We start from the raw sequence: 24479 nt of genomic DNA on the forward strand, positions 1-24479 counted from the left end.
CCCACGGCTTCGCCGCGGGTCCCTCCCTCCCCCGCTTCGCGGTAGAGGGGTGATTTGCATAACGGCGGCAGTTCCCTCTCCCGCGAAGCGGGGGAGGGTTAGGGAGGGGGCACGCGCATGACCAACCTCCCCCTCGCGCTCCGCCTTGCCCGGCGGGAGCTGCGCACCGGCCTGAAGGGGTTCTGGGTCTTCCTCGCCTGCCTCGCGCTGGGGGTGGCGGCCATCGCCTCGGTGCAGTCGGTGTCGAGCGGGCTGCTCGACGGGCTGGCGAGCGACGGGCGGTCGATCCTGGGCGGTGACGTCGCGTTGCGGCAACTCTACAGCCCACCGGCCGACGAGCAGATGGCGGCGCTGAAAGCCGATGGCAGGGTGTCAACCTCCGCCGAGATGCGGGCGATGGCCCGTGCCGCAGACGAGACGCGCTCCTCCCTGGTCGAGTTGAAGGCGGTGGACGATCTCTATCCACTCTACGGCACCGTCACGCTGGAGAGCGGCGGCGACCTGCGGGATGCGCTGGCACAGAAGGACGGTCGCTGGGGCGCGGTGATCGAGGCCAGTCTGGTCGACCGGTTGGGCGTGAAGCCCGGCGAAACCATCCGCATCGGCGAAGGCGCCTACCGCGTCGCCGCCGTGCTGGACCGCGAGCCGGACCGCGCGTCCTCCAACGCCTTTTCGCTGGGACCGAGGGTGCTGGTGGCGCTGCCGTCGCTTCAGGGCACCGGGTTGCTGCAACCGGGCAGCCTCACCTGGTGGAGCACCAAGGTGGCTCTGCCGCCGCAAACCGACCTGAAGGCGTGGCAGGAGACCCTTCGCGCCCGCTTCCCCGATGCGCCCTGGCGGATGCGCGACTACACCAACGCCTCGCCGCAGATCGAACGCTTCATCGACCGCATGACGCTGTTCCTGACCCTGGTCGGGCTGACCGCGCTGCTGGTCGGCGGCGTCGGGGTCGGCAACGCGGTGCGCAGCCATCTGGACTCACGCGCCCGCACCATCGCCATGATGAAGTGCATCGGCGCGCCCGGCGCCCTGGTGTTCCAGCTCTATCTGGCGCAGATCCTGGCGTTGGCGCTGCTAGGAATCGTTATCGGACTGGCGCTGGGCGCGGTGGCGCCGCTGGCGCTGGGGCGGCTGCTCGACGGCGTGCTGCCGGTATCGGCCCATATCGGCGTCTATCCCGGAGCCCTGGCACTCGCCGCCCTCTATGGCGTGCTGACGGCGCTGACCTTCTCGCTGTGGCCGCTCGGCCGGGCGCGCGAGGTGCCGGCTGGCGCCCTGTTCCGCGACGTGATCGCCCCGGCGGGTGGCCGGCCGCGCACGCCCTATACCGTCGCGATGATCCTGTCGGCCCTGGCGCTCGCCGGGCTGGCCGTGCTGACCGCGCACAACAAGATCTTCGCCCTGTGGTTCGTCGGCGGGTCCATCGCCACCTTCCTCGCCTTCCGCGCCGCTGCCGCCCTGGTCACCTGGGGGGCCAAGCGGGTGGGGCGCGTCAGGCGCCCTGGGCTGCGGCTGGCGCTCGCCAACCTGCACCGGCCGGGCAATCCGACGGCGGCGGTGGTGCTGTCGCTGGGGCTGGGATTGACGGTGCTGGTCGCCATCGCGCTGATCCAGGGAAACTTCGCCCGCCGGGTGTCGGAGACGATCCCGCAGGACGCCCCGGCCTTCTTCTTCGTCGACATCCAGCGTGACCAGTTCGATCCCTTGCGCGACCTCGTGACCGCCGTCCCCGGCACCAGCGCCTTCGAAGCGGTGCCGAGCCTGCGCGGCCGGATCGAACGGGTGAACGGGCAGGAGGCCGAAAAGGCGCTGATCAATCCGGAGCAGGCCTGGATCCTGGCCGGCGACCGCGGCATCACCTATTCCGCGACGGTGCCGAAGCATTCCACCGTCACCGCCGGCAGCTGGTGGCCGCAGGATTATGCCGGGCCGCCGCTGATCTCCATCCACCAGAGCGTGGCCGAGGCCTTCGGCATCGGTCCCGGCGCCACCATGACCATCAACATTCTGGGCCGCAGCATCGAGGCGAAGGTCGCCAACGTGCGCTCCGCCGATTTCAGCAGCATGGCGATCAACTTCACCATGGTCTTCGCCCCCGGCACGCTGGAAGGCGCGCCGCAGACCTGGGTCGCCACCGTCCGCGCCACGCCGGATGCCGAAACGCAGGTGCAGCGCGCCGTGCTGCAACGCTTCCCCAACATCACCATGGTGCGGGTGAAGGACGCGCTGGACACGGTGTCGGAAATGCTGGGCCATATCGGCACCGCGGTGCGCATCGTCGCCGGCATCACGCTGGCCGCCGGCACGCTGGTTCTGGCCGGCGCAGTCGCCGCCGGGCACCGCCGCCGGGTCTACGACGCGGTTGTCCTGAAGGTGCTGGGGGCCACGCGCGGCGACGTGCTGCGCGCCTTTCTGCTGGAATACGGGCTGTTGGGTCTGCTGACCGCGGTCATTGCCGGCATCATCGGCACGCTGACCGCCTGGGCCGTGCTGACGTTCCTGATGCATTGGGAGTGGAACTTCCTGCCGTCGGCGGTGGTCACCACCGCATTGCTGAGCACGGCGATCACGCTTGCTTTCGGGTTCTATGGTACTTGGCGGGCTTTGGGCCAGCCTTCGGCGCCATTGCTTCGGAACGAATGATTCGCGCGTCAGAAAGCCGCAGGAAAAACGAATCGTGAAAGCTTTTTCATCTAGAAAAAGCGCTGTCGATTCCTATTGAACCGCATGGCGGGCTCGCCAATATGTCCTGCGACGGGATCACCCAATTCCACCGAGGAAACCAAACCATGGCAGACCCGACCTATAACCGCTTCGCGACCGCAGGCCGCGCGACAGATCGGGGATACTTCGACGAAGGCCTGCGCCAGCACATGCTGCGCGTGTACAACTACATGGGTGCCGGCCTGATCCTGACGGGTCTGGTCGCCGCGCTCGTGTCGTCCAGCCCGGCCATGCTCCAGGCCATTTTCGGCACGCCGCTGAAGTGGGTAGTGATGCTGGCCCCGCTGGCCTTCGTCATGGTGCTGTCCTTCGGCATCCAGCGCCTGTCCTTCGCATCGGCACAGATGATCTTCTGGGCCTATTGCGGTGCCATGGGCCTGTCGATGTCGGCCATCTTCCTGGTCTTCACCGGGGCGTCGATCGCGCTGACCTTCTTCGTCACCGCCGCCACCTTCCTGGCGATGAGCCTCTACGGCTACACCACGAAGGCCGACCTGTCGAAGATGGGCTCGTTCCTGATGATGGGCGTCATCGGCCTGGTGATCGCCGGCCTGGCGAACATCTTCTTCCAGTCGCCGGCCCTGCATTTCGCGATCTCCGCCATCGGCGTGCTGATCTTCACCGGTCTGACCGCCTATGACACGCAGTCGATCAAGGAAAGCTACGCCGAGGGCTACGATCACGAGAGCACCGGCAAGCTGGCCCTGATGGGCGCCCTGACGCTGTACCTGGACTTCATCAACCTGTTCCAGTTCCTGCTGCAGTTCCTGGGCCAGCGCAACAACGACTGATCCCGAGACGCCTGATCGGACAAGCATCGGATCAAAGCAGCAGCCGCCCGGAAGCCCCCCGCTTCCGGGCGGTTTTCTTTTGGTCAGGTCTCAACGATCACCGGGTCGCCGACCGCCAGACCCAGCACCCGGTCGGCCCGCCCGCGGTTGACCGCGATCTCCGCCAACCCGTTGGAGTTCTCGTACCACAGCGGCTGTCCCGGCCCGACGGCGCCGAAGGTGCGGGCGCGGGCGATGCGGCTGCTGGCGGCGGTCAGCACCGCATCGGCGGGCAGGGCGGCGGCGCGCATGCCGGTCATGGCGTTGCCGTAGACGTCGACATAGACGATGCGGGCCAACTCGTCCGGCCAGTCGGGGCGGTCGATGGCGGCGGGGGCGAGCGGACTGCGCTCGATGCTGCGGCCGGTGGCGAGGCCGGCGGCGACGGGGGCGAACAGGTCGCGGCCGTGGAAGCTGGCGGACAGCCGATCGGGAATCCAGTCGATGGTCCAGGCGTTTAGCGACGTTGCGCGGCGGGCGATCAGGGCGAACAGGCCATTGTCGGGACCGACGAACCACCGCCCGTCGGCCTCGACCATCACCGGCCACCGTTCGGTGCCGACGCCGGGATCGACCACGCAGAGGAAGACGCTGCCGGCCGGGAAGGCCGGGGCGTAGGCCGCCAGCAGATAGGCGGAGAGCTGCGGGTCGAAGGCGGGGGCGTCGGCGAACAGATCGATGACGGGGACGGTGGGCGCCTGTTGCGCCAACACCGCCTTCATCTGGCCGGTATAGGGGCCGGAGAGGCCGAAGTCGGTGAAGAGCAGGATCATGCGGTGTTGCTCCCTCCGTAGCCTTGCCCCCCTCCCTAACCCTCCCCCGCTATCGCGGGAGAGGGGACTGCCGCCGCTTCGCAGAAGGCACCCTCTCCCACCGAAGGTGGGGGAGGGATGGGGAGGGGGCAATCAATGCCAATACCCTCACATCGACTTCGTATCCAGCGCGTAGCCCGCCGACCGCACGGTGCGGATCAGGTCCAATTCGTCCTCTTCATTCATCGCCTTGCGCAGGCGGCGGATGTGTACGTCGACCGTACGCGGCTCGACGTACACGTCATGGCCCCACACCAGATCGAGCAGCTGTTCACGCGAAAAAACGCGGCCGGGATGCTGCATGAAGTGGCGCAGCAGGCGGAATTCGGTGGGTCCGAGATGTACGTCCCGGCTGTTGCGGCGTACGCGGTGGGCGGCCAAGTCCATCGTCACGTCGGCGAAGGTCAGCACCTCGTCGGTCATGCCGGGGGAGGCGCGGCGCAAAACCGCGCGCATGCGGGCGACCAGCTCGGTCGGTGAGAAGGGCTTGGTGATATAGTCGTCGGCGCCGGAATTCAGGCCGCGCACCCGGTCGCCTTCCTCGCCGCGGGCGGTCAGCATGATGATCGGGATGTCGCGGGTCTTGGCATTGCGGCGCAGCTGGCGGCACACCTCCAGACCGCTCATCAGCGGCAGCATCCAGTCGAGCAGCACGATGTGCGGCGTCTGTTCGCCGGCGGCCAGCAGGGCCTCCTCGCCGTCGCTGGCGGTGGCGACGCGGAAGCCTTCCTTTTCCAGGTTGTACTTCAGCAGCGTCAGGATGTCGGCCTCGTCCTCGACGATCAGGACGAGCGGCTTGAGGGCCGCGTTCATGGTGGCTCCGTTCACAGCGCGCGTCTCGACGTTAACCGGCATGGCACAGCCTTTTCAACACAGGAGGGAAGGGGGGCGGGCATAGGGACAGCGGCTCAGCCATAGCGGCCGGTGATGTAGCCCTGGGTGCGCTCGTCGCGCGGGTTGGTGAAGATCTCCTCGGTGTCGTCGCACTCCACCATCTCGCCCAGATGGAAGAAGGCGGTGCGCTGCGACACGCGGGCGGCCTGCTGCATGTTGTGGGTGACGATGACGATGGTGTAGTTGGCCCGCAGCTCGTCGATCAGCTCCTCGATATGGGCGGTCGCGATGGGGTCGAGCGCCGAGCAGGGCTCGTCCATCAGGATCACCTCGGGGCTGACGGCGATGGCGCGGGCGATGCACAGCCGCTGCTGCTGGCCGCCGGACAGGCTGGTGCCGGGTTCGCGCAGGCGGTCCTTGACCTCCGCCCACAGGCCGGCGCGCTTCAGCGAGGTCTGCACCACCTCGTCCAACTCGTCGCGTCCGGAAGCGAGTCCGTGGATGCGCGGGCCGTAGGAGACGTTGTCGTAGATCGATTTCGGGAAGGGGTTCGGCTTCTGGAACACCATGCCGACACGGGCGCGCAGCTGCACCGCATCGACGGCCTTGCCATAGACGTCCTCACCGTCGAGCGCGATCCGCCCTTCGACCCGGCACCCCTCGACGGTGTCGTTCATCCGGTTCAGGCAGCGCAGGAAGGTGGACTTGCCGCAGCCGGACGGGCCGATCAGCGCCAGCACCCGGTTTTCCTGGATGTCGAGATCGATGCCCTTCAACGCCTGCTTGGCGCCGTAGAACACCTTCACCCCGCGGGCGGTCATCTTGGCAGGCAGGGCGGCGCCGGACGCCCGGTTCGGTTGCCGGTCGCCACGGGGCCGCAGCTTCAACTGGCTCGGGATGCCGCTTTTAATGCTGCCTGGAATGCTCATGGGGCGCTCACCACCGTCTCTCGAAAATCTTGCGCAGGATCACGGCCGCCCCGTTCAGCAGGATCAGGACGCCGAGCAGGATCAGGATCGCCGCGGAGGTGCGCTCGGTGAAGGCACGTTCCGGACTGTCGGCCCACATGTAGATCTGCACCGGCAGCACCGTGGCGCTGTCGGTCAGCCCGTGGGGGATGTCGACGATGAAGGCGACCATGCCGATCATCAGCAGCGGCGCCGTCTCGCCCAGTGCGCGGGCCATGCCTATGATGGTGCCGGTCAGGATGCCGGGCATCGCCAGCGGCAGCACATGGTGCAGCACCGTCTGCAGGGGCGAGGCGCCGATGCCCAGCGCCGCCTCGCGGATCGACGGCGGCACCGCCTTCAGCGCGACGCGGGACGCGATGATGATGACCGGCAGTGTCATCAGCGCCATCACCAGCCCGCCGACCAGCGGGGCGGAGCGCGGCATGCCGAAGAAGCCGAGGAACACCGCGAGGCCCAGCAGGCCGAAGATGATCGACGGCACCGCGGCGAGGTTGTTGATGTTCACCTCGATCAGATCGGTCCAGCGGTTCTTCGGCGCGAATTCCTCCAGATAGACCGCGGCGGAGATGCCGACCGGCACCGACAGCGCCATGGTCACCAGCAGGGTCAGCAGCGAGCCGACGATGGCGCCGCCGATGCCCGCCTGTTCCGGTTCGCGGCTGTCGCCGGCGGTGAACAGGGTGGTGTTGAAGCCCTGCGCCAGCGCGCCGGACGCCAGCAGCGCGTCGGCCGCCGCGACTTTGGCGTCGCTGAGGCCGCGCTCGCTCTCCGGCAGGTCGCGGCGATAGCCGCCCTTCACCAGCTGGTCGATCTGGTCGTCGGCGCGTACCCAGACGGTCCGGGTCGTCCCGACCAGCGCCGGGTCCTTGGCGACCATCGTTTCCAGCTCGTACGGCGCGCCCGACGACAGGAGGTCGTTCAGCACGCGGCGGCCAGCGCGGTCGGTGACCTGCGGGAAGTGGGCGTAGAGCGCCCGGCGCAGCAGGGCGGTGTAGTTGCGGTCGGCGACCTCCGCCGGATCGAGCGTCACCTCCAGCCGGATCCGCGCCTCCAGGAAGGCACTAGCGCCCTTGGTAACGATGGAGCCCAGCAGCAGCACCAGGATCAGCGCCGCCAGCGCCACCGCGGCGGCCCCGGCCAGCCGGAAGCGGCGCTCCGCGGCATGGCGGGCGCGCAGACGGCGGGCGAAGGCCTCGCTGCGCAGGCGCGATTTCACGGGGGTGGCAGGGGCAGGGGATGGCGTCACGGCCGCCACGTCCTGCTCGACGAGGTCAGTCATATTTTTCCCGATAGGTCCGGACCACCCGCAGGGCGACCATGTTGAGGCAGAGCGTGACGAGGAACAGCACGAGGCCGAGGCCGAAGGCCGACAGCGTCTTCGGGCTGTCGAACTCCTGGTCGCCGACCAGCAGCGTGGCGATCTGGGTGGTGACGGTGGTCACCGCCTGCAGCGGGTTGGCGGTCATGTTGGCGGTCAGGCCGGACGCCATGGTGACGATCATCGTCTCGCCGATGGCGCGGCTGACCGCCAGCATCACCGCGGCGACGATGCCCGGCAGCGCCGCCGGCAGGACCACCTGCCTGATCGTTTCCGACTTGGTGGCGCCGAGGCCGTAGGAGCCGTCACGCAAGCTCTGCGGCACCGCGTTGATGACGTCGTCCGACAGCGAGCTGACGAAGGGGATGATCATCACCCCCATGACGATGCCGGCCGCCAGCGCCGATTCCGAACTGACGTCCAGCCCCAGCGCCTCGCCCACAGAGCGGACGAAGGGCGCCATGGTCAGCGCGGCGAAGAAGCCGTAGACCACCGTCGGGATGCCGGCCAGGATCTCCAGCGCCGGCTTCAGCCAGGTGCGCACGCCGCGCCCGGCATATTCCGACATGTAGATCGCCGCCATCAGCCCGACCGGCACCGCCACCAGCATCGCGATGACGGTGATGAGAAGCGTGCCGGCGAACAGCGGGATCGCGCCGAAGGAGCCGCTGGACCCGACCTGATCGGCCCGCATCGCCGTCTGCGGGCTCCAATGGGTGCCGAACAGGAAGTCGAGCGGCGAGACGACGGTGAAGAAGCGCAGCGCCTCGAACAGCAGCGACAGGACGATGCCGACCGTGGTCAGGATGGCGACCAGCGAGCAGAAGACCAGAGCCACCCGCACCACCCGCTCCACCGCCGGGCGTGCGCGCAGGTCCGGGCCGATGCGGTGACGGCCCCAGGCCAGCCCGGCGACGGCGAGGCTGGCGCCGACGGCCAGCAGGCTCCAGTCGGCGAGATCGCGGAAGGCGGCGTAGCGGCGGGCCGCCTCCGCCACCAGCGGATCGGCCTCGCGCCCGGTGGCGATGCCGTGGGCGAGGTTGAGGATGTCGGCCTTCAGCAGGCCGACCGACTGGCCGTCGCCGGTGGTCAGCCGATCGGGCAATGCCGACAGCACCAGTTGCATCGCCAGCCAGCCTTCCGACGCCGTCCAGGCGACGAACAGCAGCAGCGCCGGCAGCCCGGCCCACAGCGCGACATAGACGCCATGGTAGGAGGGGACCGAATGCAGCTCCGCCACCCGCCCGCCGACCGACGATGCCGCGCGCGACCGGCCGATCAGGAAGCCGATCACGGTGAGCAGGGCCAGGATCAGGGCGAGGAGGGTCAGCTGCATGCGGGTCGCTCAGGTAGAAGAGGGATCAGAACTGCAGCGGGGTCAGGTTCACCGCCTCGACGCGGGCCGCCTCGCGCAGCGCCTTCGGCTCGGGGATCAGGCCCTTGTCGACCAGATAGCCGTCGTCGCCCAGCGCGCGTTCGGAGGTGTATTCGCCGATGAACTCGCGGATGCCCGGTATGACGCCGGCATGGGCGTTCTTGACATAGATGTAGAGCGGACGCGCCAGCTCGTACTTGCCGGCGGCGACGGTCTCCGCGGTCAGGTCGACCCCGTCCATCTTCGCCGCCTGCAGCGTGTCGCGGTTCTGGTCGAGATAGCTGTAGCCGAAGACACCGAAGGCGTTGGGGTTGGCGGCCAGCTTCTGGACGATCAGGTTGTCGTTCTCGCCGGCTTCGACATAGGCGCCGTCCTCGCGGATCGTCATGCAGGCGCGTTCGCGCGCCTTCTCGTCGGGGACCGCCTTGGCGACCTCGGCCACCTTCTTGCAGCCTTCCAGCATCGCCAGCTCGTTGAAGGTGTCGCGCGTACCGGAGGTGGGCGGCGGCCCCAGCACCTCGATCGCCGCCTTGGGCAGCGACGGGTCGATGTCGGACCACAGCCGGTAAGGATTGGCGACCAGCGCACCGTTCACCGGCACCTCCTTCGCCAGCGCCTTCCACAGCACGACGGTCGACAGCGACACCGGAGCGGCCTTCCTGGACGAGGCCAGCGCGATGCCGTCATAGCCGATCTTCAGTTCGGTGATCGTGGTGACGCCGTTGGCGGCGCACTGGTCGACCTCCGACTTCTTGATCCGGCGCGAGGCGTTGGCGATGTCGGGATGCGCCGGGCCGACGCCGGCGCAGAACAGCTTCAGCCCGCCGCCGGTGCCGGTCGATTCGACCACCGGGGTCTTGAACTTGCCGGTCTTGCCGAAGGCCTCCGCCACCGCGGTGGTGAAGGGGAAGACGGTGGAGGAGCCGACAGCGCGGATCTGGTCGCGCGATTGCGCCGACGCGGGGGCGGTGGCAAGGCCGAGCGCCAAGGCCAGAGTCAGGGCCGGGGCGGTCGCGGCGAAGACATGCGTCCGGGTGGTCACTGGTGCCCCTCCTTCAGGAAACGGAGACTGGTCCATCGGAATGGCGCGGACCATAGACCGGGAGGGCGACCGAATGATTGCGTTTTTATGACACTTTCATGACAGCGTCACAGAACGATCCACCGCTCTCACAAACCGCCAAGTCCCCTCTCCCCCCCGGGGAGAGGGTTAGGGTGAGGGGGAAGCGCGGCGGCCCTTCCACGAAAATCCTGGAGCGTCCCCCCCGCACCCCCCTCTCCCCGGGGGGGAGAGGGGGGTGCGGCTTCTCCAACCGCAGGCAAATAAACCGTGAAGGCGCTGCCCACCCCGACCTCGCTTTCGATGGTCAGGCGGCCACGGTGGCGGTTCAGGATGTGCTTGACGATGGCCAACCCCAACCCGGTTCCGCCCATGGCGCGGGAGCGCGCGGCATCGACCCGGTAGAAGCGTTCGGTCAGGCGGGGCAAATGGGTGCGGGCGATGCCGTCGCCCCGGTCGCGCACCGACACCGACACCATCGCGGTGCCGCCGCGCTGCGCGCGCTTGTCCTTCACCGCACCGCCGGAGGCGGGCAGGCCGGTGAAGCCCACCGCCGCGCCGTCGGCCAGCGCGACGGTGACGGTCACGTCGGTGTCTTCGCGCGTGTATTTGATCGCGTTGCTGACGAGGTTCTGGAAGACCTGGGTCAGCTGGTCCTCGTCGCCGACGACGGGCGGCAGCTCCTCCGGCGCTTCCAGACGCAGGCGGATGCGGCGCTCCGCCGCTTTCAGCTGCAGCGCGGCGATGACGTTCTCCAGTTCTTCCACCACGTCGACCCGGCCGCTGGGCGGCATATGCTCGTCCAGTTCGATGCGGGACAGCGACAGCAGGTCGTTGACCAGCCGGGTCATGCGGCTGGCCTGGTCATGCATGATCGCCAGGAAGCGGTCCTGCGCCTCGGGATCGTCGCGGGCGGGGCCGCGCAGCGTCTCGATGAAGCCCAGCAGCGAGGACAGCGGCGTGCGCAGTTCGTGGCTGGCGTTGGCGATGAAGTCGGCGCGCATCTGCTCCGACCGGCGGGCGGCGGTGACGTCGTGCAGGGTCAGGATCGCCATGCGGGCGACGGTGGGCGGACGCGGCGCCGGCTCCTCCTCGATATCGCCATCCAGCAGGGACGGATCGGGTTCGGGCACCAGCCGCTGGAACGGCTTCACCTGCGCTTCGAAACTGCGCTCCACCGGGACCGGCAGCGTAAACTCGATGATGCGGGATGCACCGCCGCGCAGCACCGAATCCACCGCTTCAAGCACGGCCGGCGTGCGCAGGCAGGAGGCGAGGTCGCGGTCGACGATCTTGTCGCCGAACAACTCCCGCGCCGTCCGGTTGGCACGCACCACCTGCCGTTCGGCATCCATCAGCAGCAGCGGAGCAGGCAGGGCGTCGATCACCGCCTCGTCGGCATCGAGTTGCATCCGCACGCTCTCGGCCCGGCGCAGGCCGACCCGGTGCAGACGCCCGATGGTCGCGGCCAGCGCCTTCAAGGCGGGCGCCGTGCCGGCCGGAGCCAGCGGCTCGTCGGTCTCGGCCAGCCGGGCTGCGTAGTCGGTCATCGCGTCGGCATCGCCGCGGTAGGTGCGCAGGACCAGGACCGCGCCGACCGACGCCGCCGCAGCCGCGGCCAGCGCCAGCCCGCCATGCAGCACCCCGGCATGAACCGCCCAGGCCAGCACGCCGGCCAATGGCACCAGCATCAGCAGGATCGCGGTCAGCAGCGGGACGGGCGGCAACGCCTTCGGGCGCATGGGGTCGGCACCGGGTTCGAGTAAGGATAAGGGCGGGCGGTGTCACGTTCGGTCCTTCGACCCACCCATCTGCATGGCCCTTCTACACCATCGTCGCGCACGCCGCGCGACGGTCATAAAAGATTCATGGGCATGACTATGCGGTGGAGCGTTGACTCCAATATCATGGAGCCACATTCTACCTTCATGGAAAACGCTGGAAACGACATCGACAGCCGCCTTGCCGCCCGCCTGCGCGCCCTGCGGGCGGACCGGGGCCTGACGCTGGAGGGCTTGGCCGAACGCTCGGGCGTCAGCCGCTCGATGATCTCGCTGGTGGAACGGGGGGAGAGCAGCCCGACGGCCTCCGTGCTCGACCGGCTCGCCGCCGGGCTGGGGGTGACGCTGGCGGCATTGTTCGCGGAAGCCGAGCGCGCCGACGCCAGCCCGGTCGCCCGCCGCGCCGACCAGACCGCCTGGGCCGACCCCGCCACCGGCTATCGCCGCCGCAACCTGTCGCCGCCGGGCTATCCGTCGCCCATCGAACTGGTGGAGGTGGAGCTGCCGCCGGGCGCCCGCGTCTCCTACGACAGCGGCAACCGCGCCGCCACGGTGGAGCAGCAGGTCTATCTGCTGGACGGCACCATCGAACTGACGGTGGGAGAGGTGACGCACCGCCTGTCCACCGGCGACTGCCTTGCCATGCGGCTCGACCGGCCGACCGGCTTCCACAACCCGACCGACCGCACCGCCCGCTACATCGTGGCGCTGACCACCGACGGGCGGCCTGCTTTAAACGCCGTTAAACGCTGAAAGGAGCATGCGATGGATAGTGCCTGCCTGGACTCCGGCCAGCACGGTGGGGAGAGCGGCGCCGCTGCCGTGACGGTGCGCGTGCTGTCTTCTGCGGAGGCTCACGCAGCCGTGCCGGGGCTGACCGACGTGCTGCTCGATTGCGTGGCGGGCGGTGCGTCGGTCAGCTTCATGGCGCCGCTCGACCGCGCCACCGCCGAAGGCTTCTGGGGTCAAGTGGTGGCCGGGGTGGAGCAGGGGGAGCGCATCCTGCTGGTCGCGGAAGACGGGGAGGGCGTGCTGGGCACCGTCCAGCTGGTGGTCGGCCAGCCGCCGAACCAGCCGCACCGCGCCGACCTGTCCAAGATGCTGGTTCACCGCCGCGCCCGCCGCCGGGGCGTCGGCGCCGCCCTGATGCAGGCGGCCGAGGAGGCTGGCCGAGCCGCCGGCAAGACCCTGCTGGTGCTGGACACCGCCTCGCCCGAGGCCCAACGGCTGTACGAACGCGCCGGCTGGGTGAAGGTCGGCGTCATCCCGAACTACGCTTTGTGGCCGAAAGGCGGGTTCTGCGACACGGCCTTCTTCTACAAGGCGCTGGGGTGAAAGTTAGGGATCTCCTTCTCCCCCCTGGGGAGAAGGTCGGGATGAGGGGGTTCGGCGCAGCCGAAGACAGTCCGGCATGTGCGTCCCCCTCACCCTAACCCTCTCCCCAGGGGGGAGAGGGGACTTTAGGGAGGAGGCACCTCACCTCACCAGGGCAACGAGTCGTGCGCCGCCAGCGCTGCGGCGGTGACGATGTCGTTGACCGTGGCGCCCATGCTGACGATCTGCGCCGGCTTGTCCAGGCCGATCAGCAGCGGGCCGATCATCTGGCCGCCCGCCATCTTATTCAGCAGCTTGGCCGAGATGTTGGCGGAATGCAGGCCGGGCATGATCAGCACGTTCGCCGGACCGGACAGCCGCGAGAACGGATAGACCCGCTTCATCAGCTGGTAATCCAACGCCACGTCGGCCGACATCTCGCCGTCATACTCGAAATCGACCCGGCGGCTGTCGAGGATCGACAGGGCTTCCCGCAGCGGATCGGTGTTCGGGTGCGGCGTCTGGCCGAAGTTGGAGAAGGACAGCATCGCGATCCGCGGCTCGTGTCCCATCTGCCGGGCCTTGGCCGCGGCGCCAACCGCGATGTCGGCCAGCGTCTTGCCGTCGGGACGGACATGGACGGTGGTGTCGGCGATGAAGACGGTGCGGTTGCGGGTGATGAACAGGTGCAGGCCGAACACCGGCTCGCTCGCCTTCGGGTCGACGACGCGGCGGATTTCCTCGTACGCGACGCCGAAGCTGCGGGTCAGGCCGGTCACCATGGCGTGGGCGTCGCCCTGCGCCACCATGCAGGCGGCGAAGACGTTGCGGTCCTGGTTGACCATCCGCTGGCAGTCGCGCAGCAGGGCGCCCTTGCGCTGCAGGCGGCGGTACAGGTGGTCGGCATAGCGGCGGTTGGCGTCCGACAGGCGGGCGTTGTGGATTTCGAACTGGACGTTGGGCTGACCCATCGCCACCAGCTGCTCCTTGATGACCTCCTCACGCCCGATCAGCACCGGCGTGCCGTAGCCGCCGGCACGGAAGGCCATGGCGGCGCGGATCGTCCGCTCCTCCTCGCCCTCGGCGAAGACGACGCGGCGCGGGTTGGTCCGCACCTTCTCCAGGATCAGTTCCAGGCTGTCGGCGGTCGGATCGAGGCGGGTCCGCAGGGAATGCTTGTAGCTGGTCAGGTCGAGGATCGGCTTGCGCGCCACGCCGCTTTCCATCGCCGCCTGGGCGACGGCGGCCGGGACGGTGACGATCAGGCGCGGGTCGAAGGGCACCGGGATGATGTAGTCCGGGCCATAGCGCAGACGGCGCCCGGAATAGGCGGCGTCGACCTCGTCCGGCACATCCTCGCGCGCAAGTGCTGCCAGAGCCTTGGCGGCGGCCACCTTCATCGCCTCGTTGATGGTGGTGGCGCGGACGTCCAGCGCGCCGCGGAACAGATAGGGGAAGCCCAGGACGTTGTTGACCTGGTTCGGATAGTCCGAGCGGCCGGTCGCCACGATGGCATCGGCGCGCACCGCCTTCACATCCTCCGGCGTGATCTCCGGATCGGGGTTGGCGAGCGCGAAGATGATCGGCTTGGCCGCCATCGACTTCACCATCTCCTGCGTCATCGCCCCCTTGGCCGACAGGCCGACGAACACGTCGGAGCCGGCCACCGCCTCTTCCAGCGTGCGCTTGTCGGTGTCGACGGCGAAGGACGACTTCCACTGGTTCATGCCGTTGGTGCGGCCGCGATAGACCACGCCCTTGGTGTCGCACAGGATGATGTTTTCACGTGAAACACCCATCGTGCAGAACAGCTCGGCGCAGGCGATGCCCGCGGCACCGGCGCCGTTCACCACCATCTTCACGTCTTCGATTCGGCGGCCGGTGATGTCGCAGGCGTTGATCAGGCCGGCGGCGGCGATGATCGCGGTGCCGTGCTGGTCGTCATGGAAGACCGGGATGTCCAGCAGTTCGCGCAGCCGCTCCTCGATGATGAAGCAGTCGGGCGCCTTGATGTCTTCCAGGTTGATGCCGCCGAAGCTGGGGCCGAGGAAGCGCACGCAGTTGACGAACTCGTCGACGTCGCGGGTGTCGACCTCCAGGTCGATGCCGTCGACGTCGGCGAAACGCTTGAACAGCACCGCCTTGCCTTCCATCACCGGCTTGCCGGCGAGCGCGCCCAGGTCGCCCAGCCCCAGCACAGCCGTGCCGTTGGAGATGATGGCGACGATGTTGCCCTTGGCCGTGTAGTCATAGGCGAGGGACGGATCCTCGGCGATGCGCAGGCAGGGCGCGGCGACGCCGGGCGAATAGGCCAGCGCCAGATCGCGCTGGGTCGTCAGCGGCTTGGTCGGAGTGATTTCCAGCTTGCCGGGCCGGCCGCTGGAATGCAGCAGCAGGGCCTCTTCGTCGGTGACGCGCTTGGTGTCGGACATGGATGTCGTGTTCCTCAACGGAGTGCTGATGCCCGTCGGTCTTCGTTGGTGCCTTTTGTGCGGTGCGCTGCCGACGGTGGGGCCGCGATGGTATACGCCGCACGCGCAACTCGCCAAGCCTCCATCGCCCGCTTTTTGTACGAATCATGCATTTTTTTGACGATTGGCGACACATCCAGTTCGCTGCACGTCCTATCTGATCCGCTTTCCGTGCATGACCATGCCGGTAGGGGCAGCCGGGCGGCGACTGGTATCATGCGGTGCGAAAATCAACCGACGCTCTACGTCCCTGCCGGAGCCGCCATCTTGTCCCTGGCCCCCAACTCCGCGGTTCCCACCGCGCTGACGCCGGACGAACGCCGCATCACGCTGGTCATCGCGGCGGTGCAGTTCATCAACATCCTCGATTTCATGATGGTGATGCCGCTCGGACCGGACTTCGCGCGGGCCTTGGACATCCCGGCGGCGCACATCGGCTATATCGGCGGCAGCTACACCGCCGCCGCGGCCTTGGCCGGATTGATCGGGTCGATGCTGCTCGACCGCTTCGACCGGCGCCGGGCGCTCGCCGTCGCCATGGCCGGGCTGATCGTGTCGACCGCGCTGGGCGGGCTGGCGTGGGATTTCCACTCCTTGCTGGCGGCGCGCGTGCTTGCCGGACTGTTCGGCGGCCCGGCCGTCGCGGTCGCCATCGCCACGGTGACCGATCAGGTGGCGCCGCAGCGTCGGGGACAGGCGATGGGGGCCGTCATGTCGGCTTTCTCGCTGTCGGCCATCGCCGGGGTGCCGGTGGGGCTGGAACTGGCGCTCTATGGCGGCTGGAGGCTGCCCTTCTTCGCGGTGGCCTTCGCCGGTCTGGTCGTCGCCGTGGCCGCGATCGCCATCCTGCCGCCGCAGCGCGGCCATCTGGCCGGGGCAGGGGTGAAGACGGGGGCCTGGGTACGGATGACGGCGCTGCTGTCGCGCCGCAAGGTCTGGCTGGCCTATGCCACCGTGGCGCTGGTGCAGGTCCAGCAATTCATGATCGTCCCCAACATCGCCGCCTATGTGCAGGGCAATCTGGGCTTCCCGCGCGACCATCTCAGCCTGGTCTACATGACCGGCGGCACGCTGAGCTTCTTCGCCGCGCGCTGGGCCGGGCGGCTGGTCGACCGCCACGGCTCCAGCGCCGTCACCTTCGCGGCGACGGTGGGGCTGAGCCTGGTGATCTTCTTCGCCTTCATCGGCTACCGGCCCTGGATGCCGGTGCTGGGGCTGTTCCCCTTCTTCATGACCTTCGTCGGCATCCGCATGGTGGCCAACGGCGCCGCCTTCTCCCGCGTGCCGGACCCGCAGGAGCGTGCCGGCTTCATGGCGCTGGTATCGGCGGTGCAGCATCTCAGCTCCGCCTTCGGCGCCTTCCTGTCGGCCGAGATCCTGACCAACGCCACCGACGGCCGGCTGGAGCATGTGACGACCATGGCGACAATTTCCATCACCATCGGGCTTGCCGTGCCGCTGCTGACCCTGTGGCTGGAGCGGGCGACGCGTCTGACGCCCATGCCGGCACCTATGCCGACACCTGTACCGGTGGTTGCCGACGCCGTGCTGGACGGGGGCGGGCAGAGCCGTTAGCTTGCCGCCGAACCGCAAACGACCTTCGGAATGATGCCCATGCGCCCCTCCGGCCGCGCCTTCGACCAACTGCGCACCGTCTCCCTCGAGCCCGGCTTCAGCCGCTATGCCGAGGGCTCCTGCATGGTGCGCTTCGGCAACACGCATGTGCTGTGCACCGCCAGCGTCGACGAGACGGTGCCGCGTTTCCTGAAGAACACCGGGCTCGGCTGGGTCACCGCCGAATACGGCATGCTGCCGCGCTCCACCCACAGCCGCACCGACCGCGAGGCGGCGAAGGGCAAGCAGTCCGGCCGCACCCAGGAAATCCAGCGCCTGATCGGCCGCGCGCTGCGCGCCGTCACCGACCGCACGGCGATGGGCGAGAAGCAGATCAAGATCGACTGCGACGTCATCCAGGCCGACGGCGGCACCCGCACCGCCGCCATCACCGGCAGCTATGTCGCCCTGCATCTGGCTTTCCAGCATCTGATGCAGATCGGCGCGCTGAAGACCATGCCGCTGACCGATCAGGTCGCCGCCGTGTCCTGCGGCCTGTTCCAGGGCAACGCCGTGCTGGACCTCGATTATGACGAGGATTCCAAGGCGCAGGCCGACGCCAACTTCGTGCTGACCGGCAAGGCCGGCATCGTCGAAATCCAGGGCACCGCCGAGGAAACCCCCTTCTCCGAGCCGCAGTTCATGGAGCTGCTGGCGCTCGCCCGCAAGGGCGTGAACGAGCTGGTGGCGTTGCAGAAGCAGGTCCTCGGCATCAAGTAAGCCGGAATCAGCCAGAGGTTCATCATCATGTCCGCTCCCCGCCGCTTCACCGGCGATACGCTCGTCATCGCCAGCCACAACAAGGGCAAGGTGCGCGAGATCGCCGATCTGCTCGGCCCCTATGTCGCCACCTTCACCTCGGCCGGGGAGCTGGGCCTGCCCGAACCGGAAGAGACCGGGACCACCTTCATCGCCAATGCGGAGCTGAAGGCGAAGGCCGCTGCCGCCGCCGGCCATGTCGCGCTCGCCGACGACAGTGGGCTGGTGGTGCCGGCGCTGAACGGCGATCCCGGCATCTATTCCGCCCGCTGGGCCGGCCCGACCAAGGACTTCGCCATGGCGATGCGGAAGGTCGAGGATGGGCTTGTCGGCAGGACCGACCGCAGCGCCTATTTCGTCTGCGCCCTGTCGCTCGCCTGGCCGGACGGTCATGTCGAGACGGTGGAGGGCCGTTGCTACGGCACGCTGGTGTGGCCGCCGCGGGGGCCGCACGGCTTCGGTTATGACCCGATGTTCCTGCCGGACGGCCACGAACTGACCTTCGGCGAGATGGATCCGGCCAGGAAGCACGAGATGAGCCACCGTGCCGACGCCTTCCGCCAGCTGGTGGAGCGGTGTTTCCGGTGAGCGTTTCCGATCCTGGCTCCTCTGGCCCTGGTTTTGCCGTCTACGTCCATTGGCCCTTCTGCAAATCGAAGTGCCCCTATTGCGATTTCAACAGCCATGTCCGCGAGCGGGTCGACCATGACCGCTGGCGGGCCGGGCTGCTGCGCGAACTGGATCATTACGCCGACCTGACCGCCGGCCGCACCGTCACCTCGATCTTCTTCGGCGGCGGCACGCCGTCGCTGATGGAGCCGGCCACGGTCGGCGCCATCGTCGACCGCGTCGCCCAGCGTTGGGCGGTCGCCGAGCGGCTGGAGGTGACGCTGGAGGCCAACCCGACCTCCGTCGAGGCCGACAAATTCCGTGCTTTCCGAAGTGCCGGGATCAACCGCGTCTCGCTGGGCATCCAGGCGCTGGACGACGCCAGCCTGAAGTTCCTCGGCCGCCAGCACAATGCGGCGGAGGCGACCGGCGCCATCGAGCTGGCGGCAAAGACCTTCGACCGCTTCTCCTTCGACCTGATCTATGCCCGTCCCGGCCAGACGGTGGCGGCTTGGCAGGCGGAGCTGGCGCGGGCGCTGGACTACGCCGTCGGTCATCTGTCGGTCTATCAGCTGACGATCGAGGAGGGCACTGCCTTCTACCCGCTGCATGCCCGCGGCGATCTGGTGCTGCCCGACGAGAATTTGGCCGGCGATCTCTATGAGGCGACGCAGAGCCAGCTGACAGCGGCAGGCCTGCCGGCCTACGAGATTTCCAACCATGCCCGCCCGGGCGAGGAAAGCCGCCACAATTTGACCTATTGGCGCTATGGCGACTATGTCGGCATCGGTCCCGGCGCTCACGGCCGGCTGACGCTGCATGGCGAAAAATTCGCCACCCGCGCCCATCGTGCCCCGGAAATCTGGCTGGAGCGGGTGGAGCGAGACGGCCATGGTGCCGCCGCCCCCGATCCCATCGACCGTGATGCCCGCGGCACCGAACTGCTGATGATGGGGCTGCGCCTGAGCGAGGGCGTGCGCCTCGGCCGTCTGGTTGAGGAGACCGGCCGGACGCTGGACGATTTCGTCGATCCGGCGGCGCTGTCGCGGCTGATCGACGGCGGTTTCCTGACCCGCGATGCCGACCGCCTGGTTGCGACATCGGAGGGGCTACAGCGTCTGAACGCGGTGCTCAGCGCAATTCTGGCGTAAGATCCCTTGTCTTCAATGGGAAAGGGCAGGGGATGCTCATCAGTCTGATCGTCGCCGCCGCGACCAATGACGTGATTGGCCGTGACGGCCAGCTTCCCTGGCATCTTCCCGGCGATCTGCGCCGGTTCAGGGAACTGACGATGGGCAAGCCGATCCTGATGGGTCGGAAGACCTGGGACTCCCTGCCACGCCGCCCACTGCCCGGCCGCGACAATCTGGTGGTGAGCCGCCAGGGACTCGTCGGCGAGCATGACGGCGCCCGCTGGTTTACCGGCCTTGGGGCGGCGGTGTCATGGGCCCAAGGCTCCGGCGCGGCCGAATTGTGCGTCATCGGCGGTGCCGCCCTGTTCCGCGAAACACTGCCGATCGCCGATCGCCTTCACCTGACCCGCATCGAAAGCACGGTGGAGGGCGACACGCTGATGCCGCCCATTGGCGCGGAATGGGCGGAGGTGTGGTCGAGCGCGCCCATGGAAGAGAATGGGCTGTTCTATCGCTACATCGATTTCGAAAAGGTGCGCGGGTAGGGGGCGAGCGCCCCCTGCAAGCCCGTTACTCTTCGCCGCCCAGCCGGTGCAGAACGTCGTCCAGCTGATCGAGCGTCTGGTAATGGATGGTGATCGTCCCGCGCTGCCCCTGCGGGTTGATCGCGACCTTCAGCCCGATGCGGGCGGAGATCTCCTCCTCCAGATTGATCAGGTCGACGTCTTTCATCGCCGGAGCGGATCCGGCTCCACCGCTCGCGGCTTTGCCCTTCTTCGCCTTCGGCTGGTCGCCGCGCATCAGGTCTTCGGTCTGGCGGACGTTCAGGCCACGCGTCACCACTTCGCGGGCGACCGCGGCCGGATCCGGGGCGGTCAGCAGGGCGCGGGCGTGGCCGGCGGTCAGCGCGCCATCCTGAACCATCGACTTGACCGGTTCCGGCAGAGCCAGCAGGCGCATCATGTTGGCGACATGGCTGCGGCTCTTGCCGACGGCGCGGGCCAGATCCTCCTGCGTGTGTTCGAACTCCTCCATCAGGCGGCGATAGCCCTCCGCCTCTTCCAGCGGGGTCAGATCCTGGCGCTGGATGTTCTCGATCAGCGCGATTTCCAACGCCTCGCGGTCGCTGAGATCGCGGATGACGACCGGAACCTCGTGCAGGCCGGCGATCTGCGCCGCGCGCCAACGGCGCTCGCCGGCGATCAGCTCATAGGAATTGGCCTCCTCGCCATCGCGGCGGACAAGCAGGGGCTGCAGAATGCCCTTGTCGCGGATGGAGTCGACGAGGCCCTGAATGGCTTCCTCGTCGAACTTCCGTCGCGGCTGGTACTTGCCGGGATGGACGAACTCGATCGGCACCTGTTTGGACTGCCGCACCTTGTCGAGCGCCGAATAATCCTCGGTTGCCTCGCCGAACAGGGCGGAAAGGCCACGGCCCAGGCTGGCGCGGCGGGCGCCCCCTTGCTTGGTGTCGTCGATCATGCGGTCAGTCTCTTCTCACGGCGCAGCACCTCGCCCGCCAGATGGATGTAGGCCTGGGATCCGGGGCAGCGCATGTCGTAGATCAGCACCGGCTTGCCGTGGGACGGCGCCTCCGACACCTTGACGTTGCGCGGGATCACGGTGTCGTACACCTTCTCCCCGAAGAAGCCGCGGACGTCCGCCGCTACCATGTCCGACAGGTTGTTGCGCTTGTCGAACATCGTCAGCACGACGCCATGGATATCCAGGTTCGGGTTGAAGGCGCGCTTCACCCGCTCGATGGTGCGGACCAGATGGCTCAGACCCTCCAGCGCGTAGAACTCGCACTGCAGGGGAACCATCACCGCATGCGACGCCACCAGCGCGTTCAGCGTCAGCAGGCCGAGCGCCGGCGGGCAGTCGATCAGGACATAGTCGTATTCGAGCGCGCTGTTGGCGACCGCCTCGCGCAGGCGGAACTCACGGCGCTCGGCGCCCACCAACTCGATCTCCGCGCCCGACAGATCGACCGACGAGGTGATGATCGACAGGTTCGGCACGGAAGAGGGGGTGGCCGCCTCTTCCAGCGACACGTCGTCGAACAGCACGTCATAGATGCCGACGCGGCGATCCGATCGGGGAATGCCGAGACCGGTGGACGCGTTGCCCTGCGGATCAAGATCGATCACCAGCACCCGCTTGCCGATGACGGCGAGCGCGGTGGCGAGGTTGATCGTCGTCGTGGTCTTGCCCACGCCGCCCTTCTGGTTGGCAATCGCAACCACACGGGCAAGGGGACGGGTGACGGCAGACATGGCAGCCTCTCGGGTGTCCGGTTGGCGGGAAGAGGGCAAAGGGAGTGTGTCGGGAACTGTGTCAGGCACGGTTGTCACGCACGCTCAAGATGACCGACACGCAGGATGGTTCCGCTCGGATCGGTGCGGCTGTCAAATCGCTCAGGATCCAGTGTCCAATATTGCGTGGCGGCGGTCAATTCGCCGTCCAGCGCCGCGCCCTTCAGGAACAGACACTTGCCGCGCGAACCGATGAAGGGATGGGCCCAGGCAAAGAGATCGGTCAGCGGCGCCAGGGCGCGGGCGGTGACGACATCGGCCTCGATGCCGGTGACGGTTTCAATCCGCTTGGTGTGAACGGTGACCGGCGCCTCGCAGACACGGGCGACCTCGCGCAGGAAGGCGCATTTGCGCACGTCGCTCTCGATCAGATGCACCTGCGGCACGCCGAGGATGGCCAGCACCAGACCGGGGAAACCGGCACCGCTGCCGAGATCGACCAGCACCCACGTGCCCTCCGGCAGCAGCGGGTAGAGTTGGGCGGAATCGAGGAAGTGGCGTTTCCACGCATCGGCCAGGGTGGACGGGCCGACCAGGTTGATCTTCGGCTGCCACTTGCGCAGCAGCCCCTCATAGGCGATCAGACGGTCGAGCGTTTCACGTGAAACACCGGTGGCCTCCTGAAATGCAACCGCGTCGAACCCGCTCATTCGGCGGCCACTCCGGACGAGACCACGTCACGGCGCTTCACATGGCGGAGCAGGGCGACCAACGCCGCCGGGGTCATGCCCGGAATGCGGGCAGCCGCACCAAGCGTCGCCGGGCGCGACTGACGCAGCTTCTGCCGGATTTCGGCGGACAGGCTACCGATGCCGTCGACGTCGAGATCGTCGGGCAGGGCGAGGGATTCGTCCTTGCGGAAGGCGCGGATGTCGGCCTCCTGCCGGCCGAGATAGCCGGCATACTTGCCGTCGATTTCCAATTGCTCGGCGATCTCCGGAGCGATCTCGCCCAACTCCGGCCACAGGCGGGCAAGGGCGGCAAGGGCGATGTCGGGGTAACGCAGCAGGTCGGCGGCACTGCGGCGCACGCCGTCCTGGTTCACCGCGACACCCTGGCGGGAGAGTTCGGCCGGCGTCGCTTGCAGCGAGGCGACCAGGGCGCGACCGGCCGACAGCGCGGCACTCTTGGCGGCGAAGACATCGCGACGCTCCGAGCCGACACAGCCGATGGCGACACCCTTGTCAGTCAGCCGCTGGTCGGCATTGTCGGCGCGCAGCAGCAGCCGGTATTCGGCGCGCGAGGTGAACATGCGGTAGGGCTCGTTGGTGCCCCGGCCGATCAGGTCGTCGATCAGCACGCCGATATAGGCGTCGGCGCGGTCGAGCACGAAGCCGTCCCTGTTGCCGCTCGCCGCCAGCGCGGCGTTGATGCCGGCCATCAGGCCCTGGGCCGCCGCCTCTTCATATCCGGTGGTGCCGTTGATCTGGCCGGCCAGGAACAGGCGCGGCGCCCGGCGGGTTTCCAGCGTCGGCTTCAGTTCGCGCGGATCGACATAGTCGTATTCGATGGCGTAGCCCGGACGGATCATCACCACCTTCTCAAGCCCCGGCATGCTGGCGAGGATGCCGAGCTGCACGTCGCGGGGCAGGGAGGTCGAGATGCCGTTCGGATAGACGGTCGGATCGTCCAGCCCCTCCGGTTCGAGGAAGATCTGGTGCTTCTCCTTCTCGGCGAAGCGGACGACCTTGTCCTCGATCGATGGGCAATACCGAGGCCCGGTGCCGGTGATCTGACCGGAGTACATCGGCGCGCGATGCAGGTTGGCGCGGATCAGCGCGTGCGCTTCCGGCGTCGTCCAGGTGATCGCGCAATCGATCTGCGGCGTGTCGATCCGCTCCGTCATGTAGGAGAAGGGCGGGGGCGGCATGTCGCCCGGCTGCTTCTCCAGCGCATCCCAATCGATCGTGCGGCCGTCGAGGCGCGGCGGGGTGCCGGTCTTCAGCCGGCCGAGCGGGAAGCCGAGCCGGGCCAGCGTGTCGGACAGACCGATGGATGGCGCCTCGCCAACGCGGCCGGCCGGGGTGCGTTCCTCGCCGATGTGGATCAGGCCACGCAGGAAGGTGCCGGTGGTCAGCACCACCGCGCCGGCGCGGATGGACTCGCCGGCCCCGGTTACGACGCCGGTGATGCGCTGGTCAGCGTCGACGATCAGATCCTCGGCGCCGCCGGCTTCGATGAACAGGTTTTCCTGTTCGGCCAGCAGCGACTGCATCGCCTGACGATAGAGCTTGCGGTCGGCCTGGGCGCGCGGGCCGCGGACGGCGGGGCCCTTGCTGCGATTCAGGATGCGGAACTGGATGCCACCACGGTCGATGGCCTTCGCCATCACCCCGTCCAGCGCATCGATTTCCCGCACCAGATGGCCCTTGGCCAAGCCGCCGATGGCGGGATTGCAGGACATCTCGCCGATGGTTTCGACCTTGTGGGTCAGCAGGAGCGTACGCGCACCCATGCGCGCTGCCGCCGCAGCCGCCTCACAGCCGGCGTGACCGCCGCCGACAACGATGACATCATAGCTTCGCATGTGCGGGACCATAGCGGAATGGACGCGGGGAT

The 24479-nt window shown here is 68.2% G+C and carries 21 protein-coding genes; 9 read left to right on the plus strand and 12 right to left on the minus strand.

Translation table 11 applies throughout. From position 1 onward, the window contains the following. The first annotated feature begins 117 nt into the window (after positions 1–117). Together FZ029_RS15140 and FZ029_RS15145 are read left to right on the plus strand one after the other, a co-directional pair. Positions 118–2643, plus strand: coding sequence for an FtsX-like permease family protein (locus FZ029_RS15140; protein WP_149269945.1), 2526 nt, complete (start codon positions 118–120; stop codon positions 2641–2643). A gap of 146 nt (positions 2644–2789) precedes the next feature. Continuing rightward, on the plus strand, positions 2790–3515 hold the full coding sequence (locus tag FZ029_RS15145) for a Bax inhibitor-1/YccA family protein (protein WP_149200796.1): 726 nt from the start codon (positions 2790–2792) through the stop codon (positions 3513–3515). An 83-nt stretch (positions 3516–3598) separates the two neighbouring features. On the opposite strand, the gene FZ029_RS15150 is transcribed toward FZ029_RS15145, so the two are convergent. The 7 genes from FZ029_RS15150 to FZ029_RS15180 form a co-directional block, all read right to left on the minus strand. Then, on the minus strand, positions 3599–4327 hold the full coding sequence (locus FZ029_RS15150; RefSeq protein ID WP_149269946.1) for an SAM-dependent chlorinase/fluorinase: 729 nt from the start codon (positions 4325–4327) through the stop codon (positions 3599–3601). Positions 4328–4474: 147 nt separating this feature from the next. Next, entirely contained in the window at positions 4475–5179 is a 705-nt protein-coding gene (phoB, locus tag FZ029_RS15155) for a phosphate regulon transcriptional regulator PhoB (RefSeq protein ID WP_045582504.1), read from the minus strand. A gap of 95 nt (positions 5180–5274) precedes the next feature. Next, complete coding sequence (gene pstB / locus FZ029_RS15160; RefSeq protein WP_246457902.1) at positions 5275–6021, minus strand: phosphate ABC transporter ATP-binding protein PstB; 747 nt, start codon at positions 6019–6021, stop codon at positions 5275–5277. Between the two features lie 115 nt (positions 6022–6136). Further along, positions 6137–7450, minus strand: a complete 1314-nt coding sequence (gene pstA, locus FZ029_RS15165; protein WP_149269948.1) for a phosphate ABC transporter permease PstA — start codon at positions 7448–7450, stop codon at positions 6137–6139. Then, entirely contained in the window at positions 7443–8825 is a 1383-nt protein-coding gene (gene pstC, locus FZ029_RS15170; protein WP_149269949.1) for a phosphate ABC transporter permease subunit PstC, read from the minus strand. The genes pstA and pstC overlap by 8 nt, the downstream gene beginning before the upstream one ends. A 25-nt stretch (positions 8826–8850) precedes the next feature. Next, a complete protein-coding gene (locus tag FZ029_RS15175) occupies positions 8851–9906 on the minus strand; it encodes a PstS family phosphate ABC transporter substrate-binding protein (RefSeq protein WP_149269950.1) in 1056 nt (351 codons plus the stop codon). Between the two features lie 128 nt (positions 9907–10034). Beyond that, positions 10035–11666 (minus strand): ATP-binding protein, encoded by a 1632-nt coding sequence (locus FZ029_RS15180; protein WP_149269951.1) that lies wholly within the window; start codon positions 11664–11666, stop codon positions 10035–10037. A gap of 186 nt (positions 11667–11852) precedes the next feature. Between FZ029_RS15180 and FZ029_RS15185 the strand changes: the two genes are divergently transcribed. Both FZ029_RS15185 and FZ029_RS15190 read left to right on the plus strand, forming a co-directional pair. Then, positions 11853–12458 carry an XRE family transcriptional regulator gene (locus tag FZ029_RS15185; protein ID WP_149269952.1) on the plus strand — a complete coding sequence of 202 codons (606 nt, stop codon included), beginning with the start codon at positions 11853–11855 and terminating at the stop codon, positions 12456–12458. A 12-nt stretch (positions 12459–12470) separates the two neighbouring features. Then, a complete protein-coding gene (locus FZ029_RS15190) occupies positions 12471–13040 on the plus strand; it encodes a GNAT family N-acetyltransferase (RefSeq protein WP_149269953.1) in 570 nt (189 codons plus the stop codon). Between the two features lie 146 nt (positions 13041–13186). Here FZ029_RS15190 and FZ029_RS15195 read toward each other — a convergent pair whose 3' ends face one another. Further along, complete coding sequence (locus tag FZ029_RS15195) at positions 13187–15451, minus strand: NADP-dependent malic enzyme (RefSeq protein WP_149269954.1); 2265 nt, start codon at positions 15449–15451, stop codon at positions 13187–13189. Positions 15452–15757: 306 nt separating this feature from the next. Between FZ029_RS15195 and FZ029_RS15200 the strand changes: the two genes are divergently transcribed. Genes FZ029_RS15200 through FZ029_RS15220 form a run of 5 tightly spaced genes read left to right on the plus strand, consistent with a single transcriptional unit; the run spans position 15758 to position 20150 of the window. Next, the gene (locus FZ029_RS15200; protein ID WP_211104156.1) at positions 15758–17065 is read left to right on the plus strand and encodes an MFS transporter; all 1308 of its coding nucleotides are present in this window, start codon (positions 15758–15760) and stop codon (positions 17063–17065) included. Between the two features lie 39 nt (positions 17066–17104). Then, positions 17105–17824: a ribonuclease PH gene (rph, locus tag FZ029_RS15205; RefSeq protein ID WP_149270031.1), complete on the plus strand. Its 720-nt coding sequence runs from the start codon at positions 17105–17107 to the stop codon at positions 17822–17824. 27 nt (positions 17825–17851) lie between these two features. After that, the gene (rdgB, locus tag FZ029_RS15210; RefSeq protein WP_149269956.1) at positions 17852–18451 is read left to right on the plus strand and encodes an RdgB/HAM1 family non-canonical purine NTP pyrophosphatase; all 600 of its coding nucleotides are present in this window, start codon (positions 17852–17854) and stop codon (positions 18449–18451) included. Then, positions 18439–19623 carry a radical SAM family heme chaperone HemW gene (gene hemW, locus FZ029_RS15215; protein ID WP_149269957.1) on the plus strand — a complete coding sequence of 395 codons (1185 nt, stop codon included), beginning with the start codon at positions 18439–18441 and terminating at the stop codon, positions 19621–19623. Before rdgB ends, hemW begins: the two co-directional genes overlap by 13 nt. A 32-nt stretch (positions 19624–19655) precedes the next feature. Then, positions 19656–20150, plus strand: a complete 495-nt coding sequence (locus FZ029_RS15220) for a dihydrofolate reductase (RefSeq protein WP_149269958.1) — start codon at positions 19656–19658, stop codon at positions 20148–20150. Between the two features lie 25 nt (positions 20151–20175). On the opposite strand, the gene FZ029_RS15225 is transcribed toward FZ029_RS15220, so the two are convergent. The 4 genes from FZ029_RS15225 to mnmG form a co-directional block, all read right to left on the minus strand. Beyond that, complete coding sequence (locus FZ029_RS15225) at positions 20176–21087, minus strand: ParB/RepB/Spo0J family partition protein (RefSeq protein WP_149269959.1); 912 nt, start codon at positions 21085–21087, stop codon at positions 20176–20178. Continuing rightward, a complete protein-coding gene (locus FZ029_RS15230; protein ID WP_063635622.1) occupies positions 21084–21881 on the minus strand; it encodes an AAA family ATPase in 798 nt (265 codons plus the stop codon). The genes FZ029_RS15225 and FZ029_RS15230 overlap by 4 nt, the downstream gene beginning before the upstream one ends. A gap of 74 nt (positions 21882–21955) precedes the next feature. After that, positions 21956–22570, minus strand: coding sequence for a 16S rRNA (guanine(527)-N(7))-methyltransferase RsmG (gene rsmG / locus FZ029_RS15235; protein WP_149269960.1), 615 nt, complete (start codon positions 22568–22570; stop codon positions 21956–21958). After that, positions 22567–24447, minus strand: a complete 1881-nt coding sequence (gene mnmG, locus FZ029_RS15240; protein ID WP_188051951.1) for a tRNA uridine-5-carboxymethylaminomethyl(34) synthesis enzyme MnmG — start codon at positions 24445–24447, stop codon at positions 22567–22569. Before mnmG ends, rsmG begins: the two co-directional genes overlap by 4 nt. Positions 24448–24479 lie beyond the last annotated feature (32 nt).

The sequence above is a fragment of the Azospirillum sp. Sh1 genome (assembly GCF_008365135.1).
GTDB lineage: Bacteria > Pseudomonadota > Alphaproteobacteria > Azospirillales > Azospirillaceae > Azospirillum > Azospirillum oryzae.

Bases quoted from the DNA above. Each gene is read 5' to 3' on its own strand.
- FZ029_RS15140 (WP_149269945.1), top strand. From the start codon at position 118: ATGACCAACCTCCCCCTCGCGCTCCGCCTTGCCCGGCGGGAGCTGCGC.
- FZ029_RS15145 (WP_149200796.1), top strand. From the start codon at position 2,790: ATGGCAGACCCGACCTATAACCGCTTCGCGACCGCAGGCCGCGCGACA.
- FZ029_RS15150 (WP_149269946.1), bottom strand. From the start codon at position 4,327: ATGATCCTGCTCTTCACCGACTTCGGCCTCTCCGGCCCCTATACCGGC.
- phoB (WP_045582504.1), bottom strand. From the start codon at position 5,179: ATGAACGCGGCCCTCAAGCCGCTCGTCCTGATCGTCGAGGACGAGGCC.
- pstB (WP_246457902.1), bottom strand. From the start codon at position 6,021: ATGACCGCCCGCGGGGTGAAGGTGTTCTACGGCGCCAAGCAGGCGTTG.
- pstA (WP_149269948.1), bottom strand. From the start codon at position 7,450: ATGACTGACCTCGTCGAGCAGGACGTGGCGGCCGTGACGCCATCCCCT.
- pstC (WP_149269949.1), bottom strand. From the start codon at position 8,825: ATGCAGCTGACCCTCCTCGCCCTGATCCTGGCCCTGCTCACCGTGATC.
- FZ029_RS15180 (WP_149269951.1), bottom strand. From the start codon at position 11,666: ATGCGCCCGAAGGCGTTGCCGCCCGTCCCGCTGCTGACCGCGATCCTG.
- FZ029_RS15185 (WP_149269952.1), top strand. From the start codon at position 11,853: ATGGAAAACGCTGGAAACGACATCGACAGCCGCCTTGCCGCCCGCCTG.
- FZ029_RS15190 (WP_149269953.1), top strand. From the start codon at position 12,471: ATGGATAGTGCCTGCCTGGACTCCGGCCAGCACGGTGGGGAGAGCGGC.
- FZ029_RS15195 (WP_149269954.1), bottom strand. From the start codon at position 15,451: ATGTCCGACACCAAGCGCGTCACCGACGAAGAGGCCCTGCTGCTGCAT.
- rph (WP_149270031.1), top strand. From the start codon at position 17,105: ATGCGCCCCTCCGGCCGCGCCTTCGACCAACTGCGCACCGTCTCCCTC.
- rdgB (WP_149269956.1), top strand. From the start codon at position 17,852: ATGTCCGCTCCCCGCCGCTTCACCGGCGATACGCTCGTCATCGCCAGC.
- FZ029_RS15220 (WP_149269958.1), top strand. From the start codon at position 19,656: ATGCTCATCAGTCTGATCGTCGCCGCCGCGACCAATGACGTGATTGGC.
- FZ029_RS15225 (WP_149269959.1), bottom strand. From the start codon at position 21,087: ATGATCGACGACACCAAGCAAGGGGGCGCCCGCCGCGCCAGCCTGGGC.
- FZ029_RS15230 (WP_063635622.1), bottom strand. From the start codon at position 21,881: ATGTCTGCCGTCACCCGTCCCCTTGCCCGTGTGGTTGCGATTGCCAAC.
- rsmG (WP_149269960.1), bottom strand. From the start codon at position 22,570: ATGAGCGGGTTCGACGCGGTTGCATTTCAGGAGGCCACCGGTGTTTCA.
- mnmG (WP_188051951.1), bottom strand. From the start codon at position 24,447: ATGCGAAGCTATGATGTCATCGTTGTCGGCGGCGGTCACGCCGGCTGT.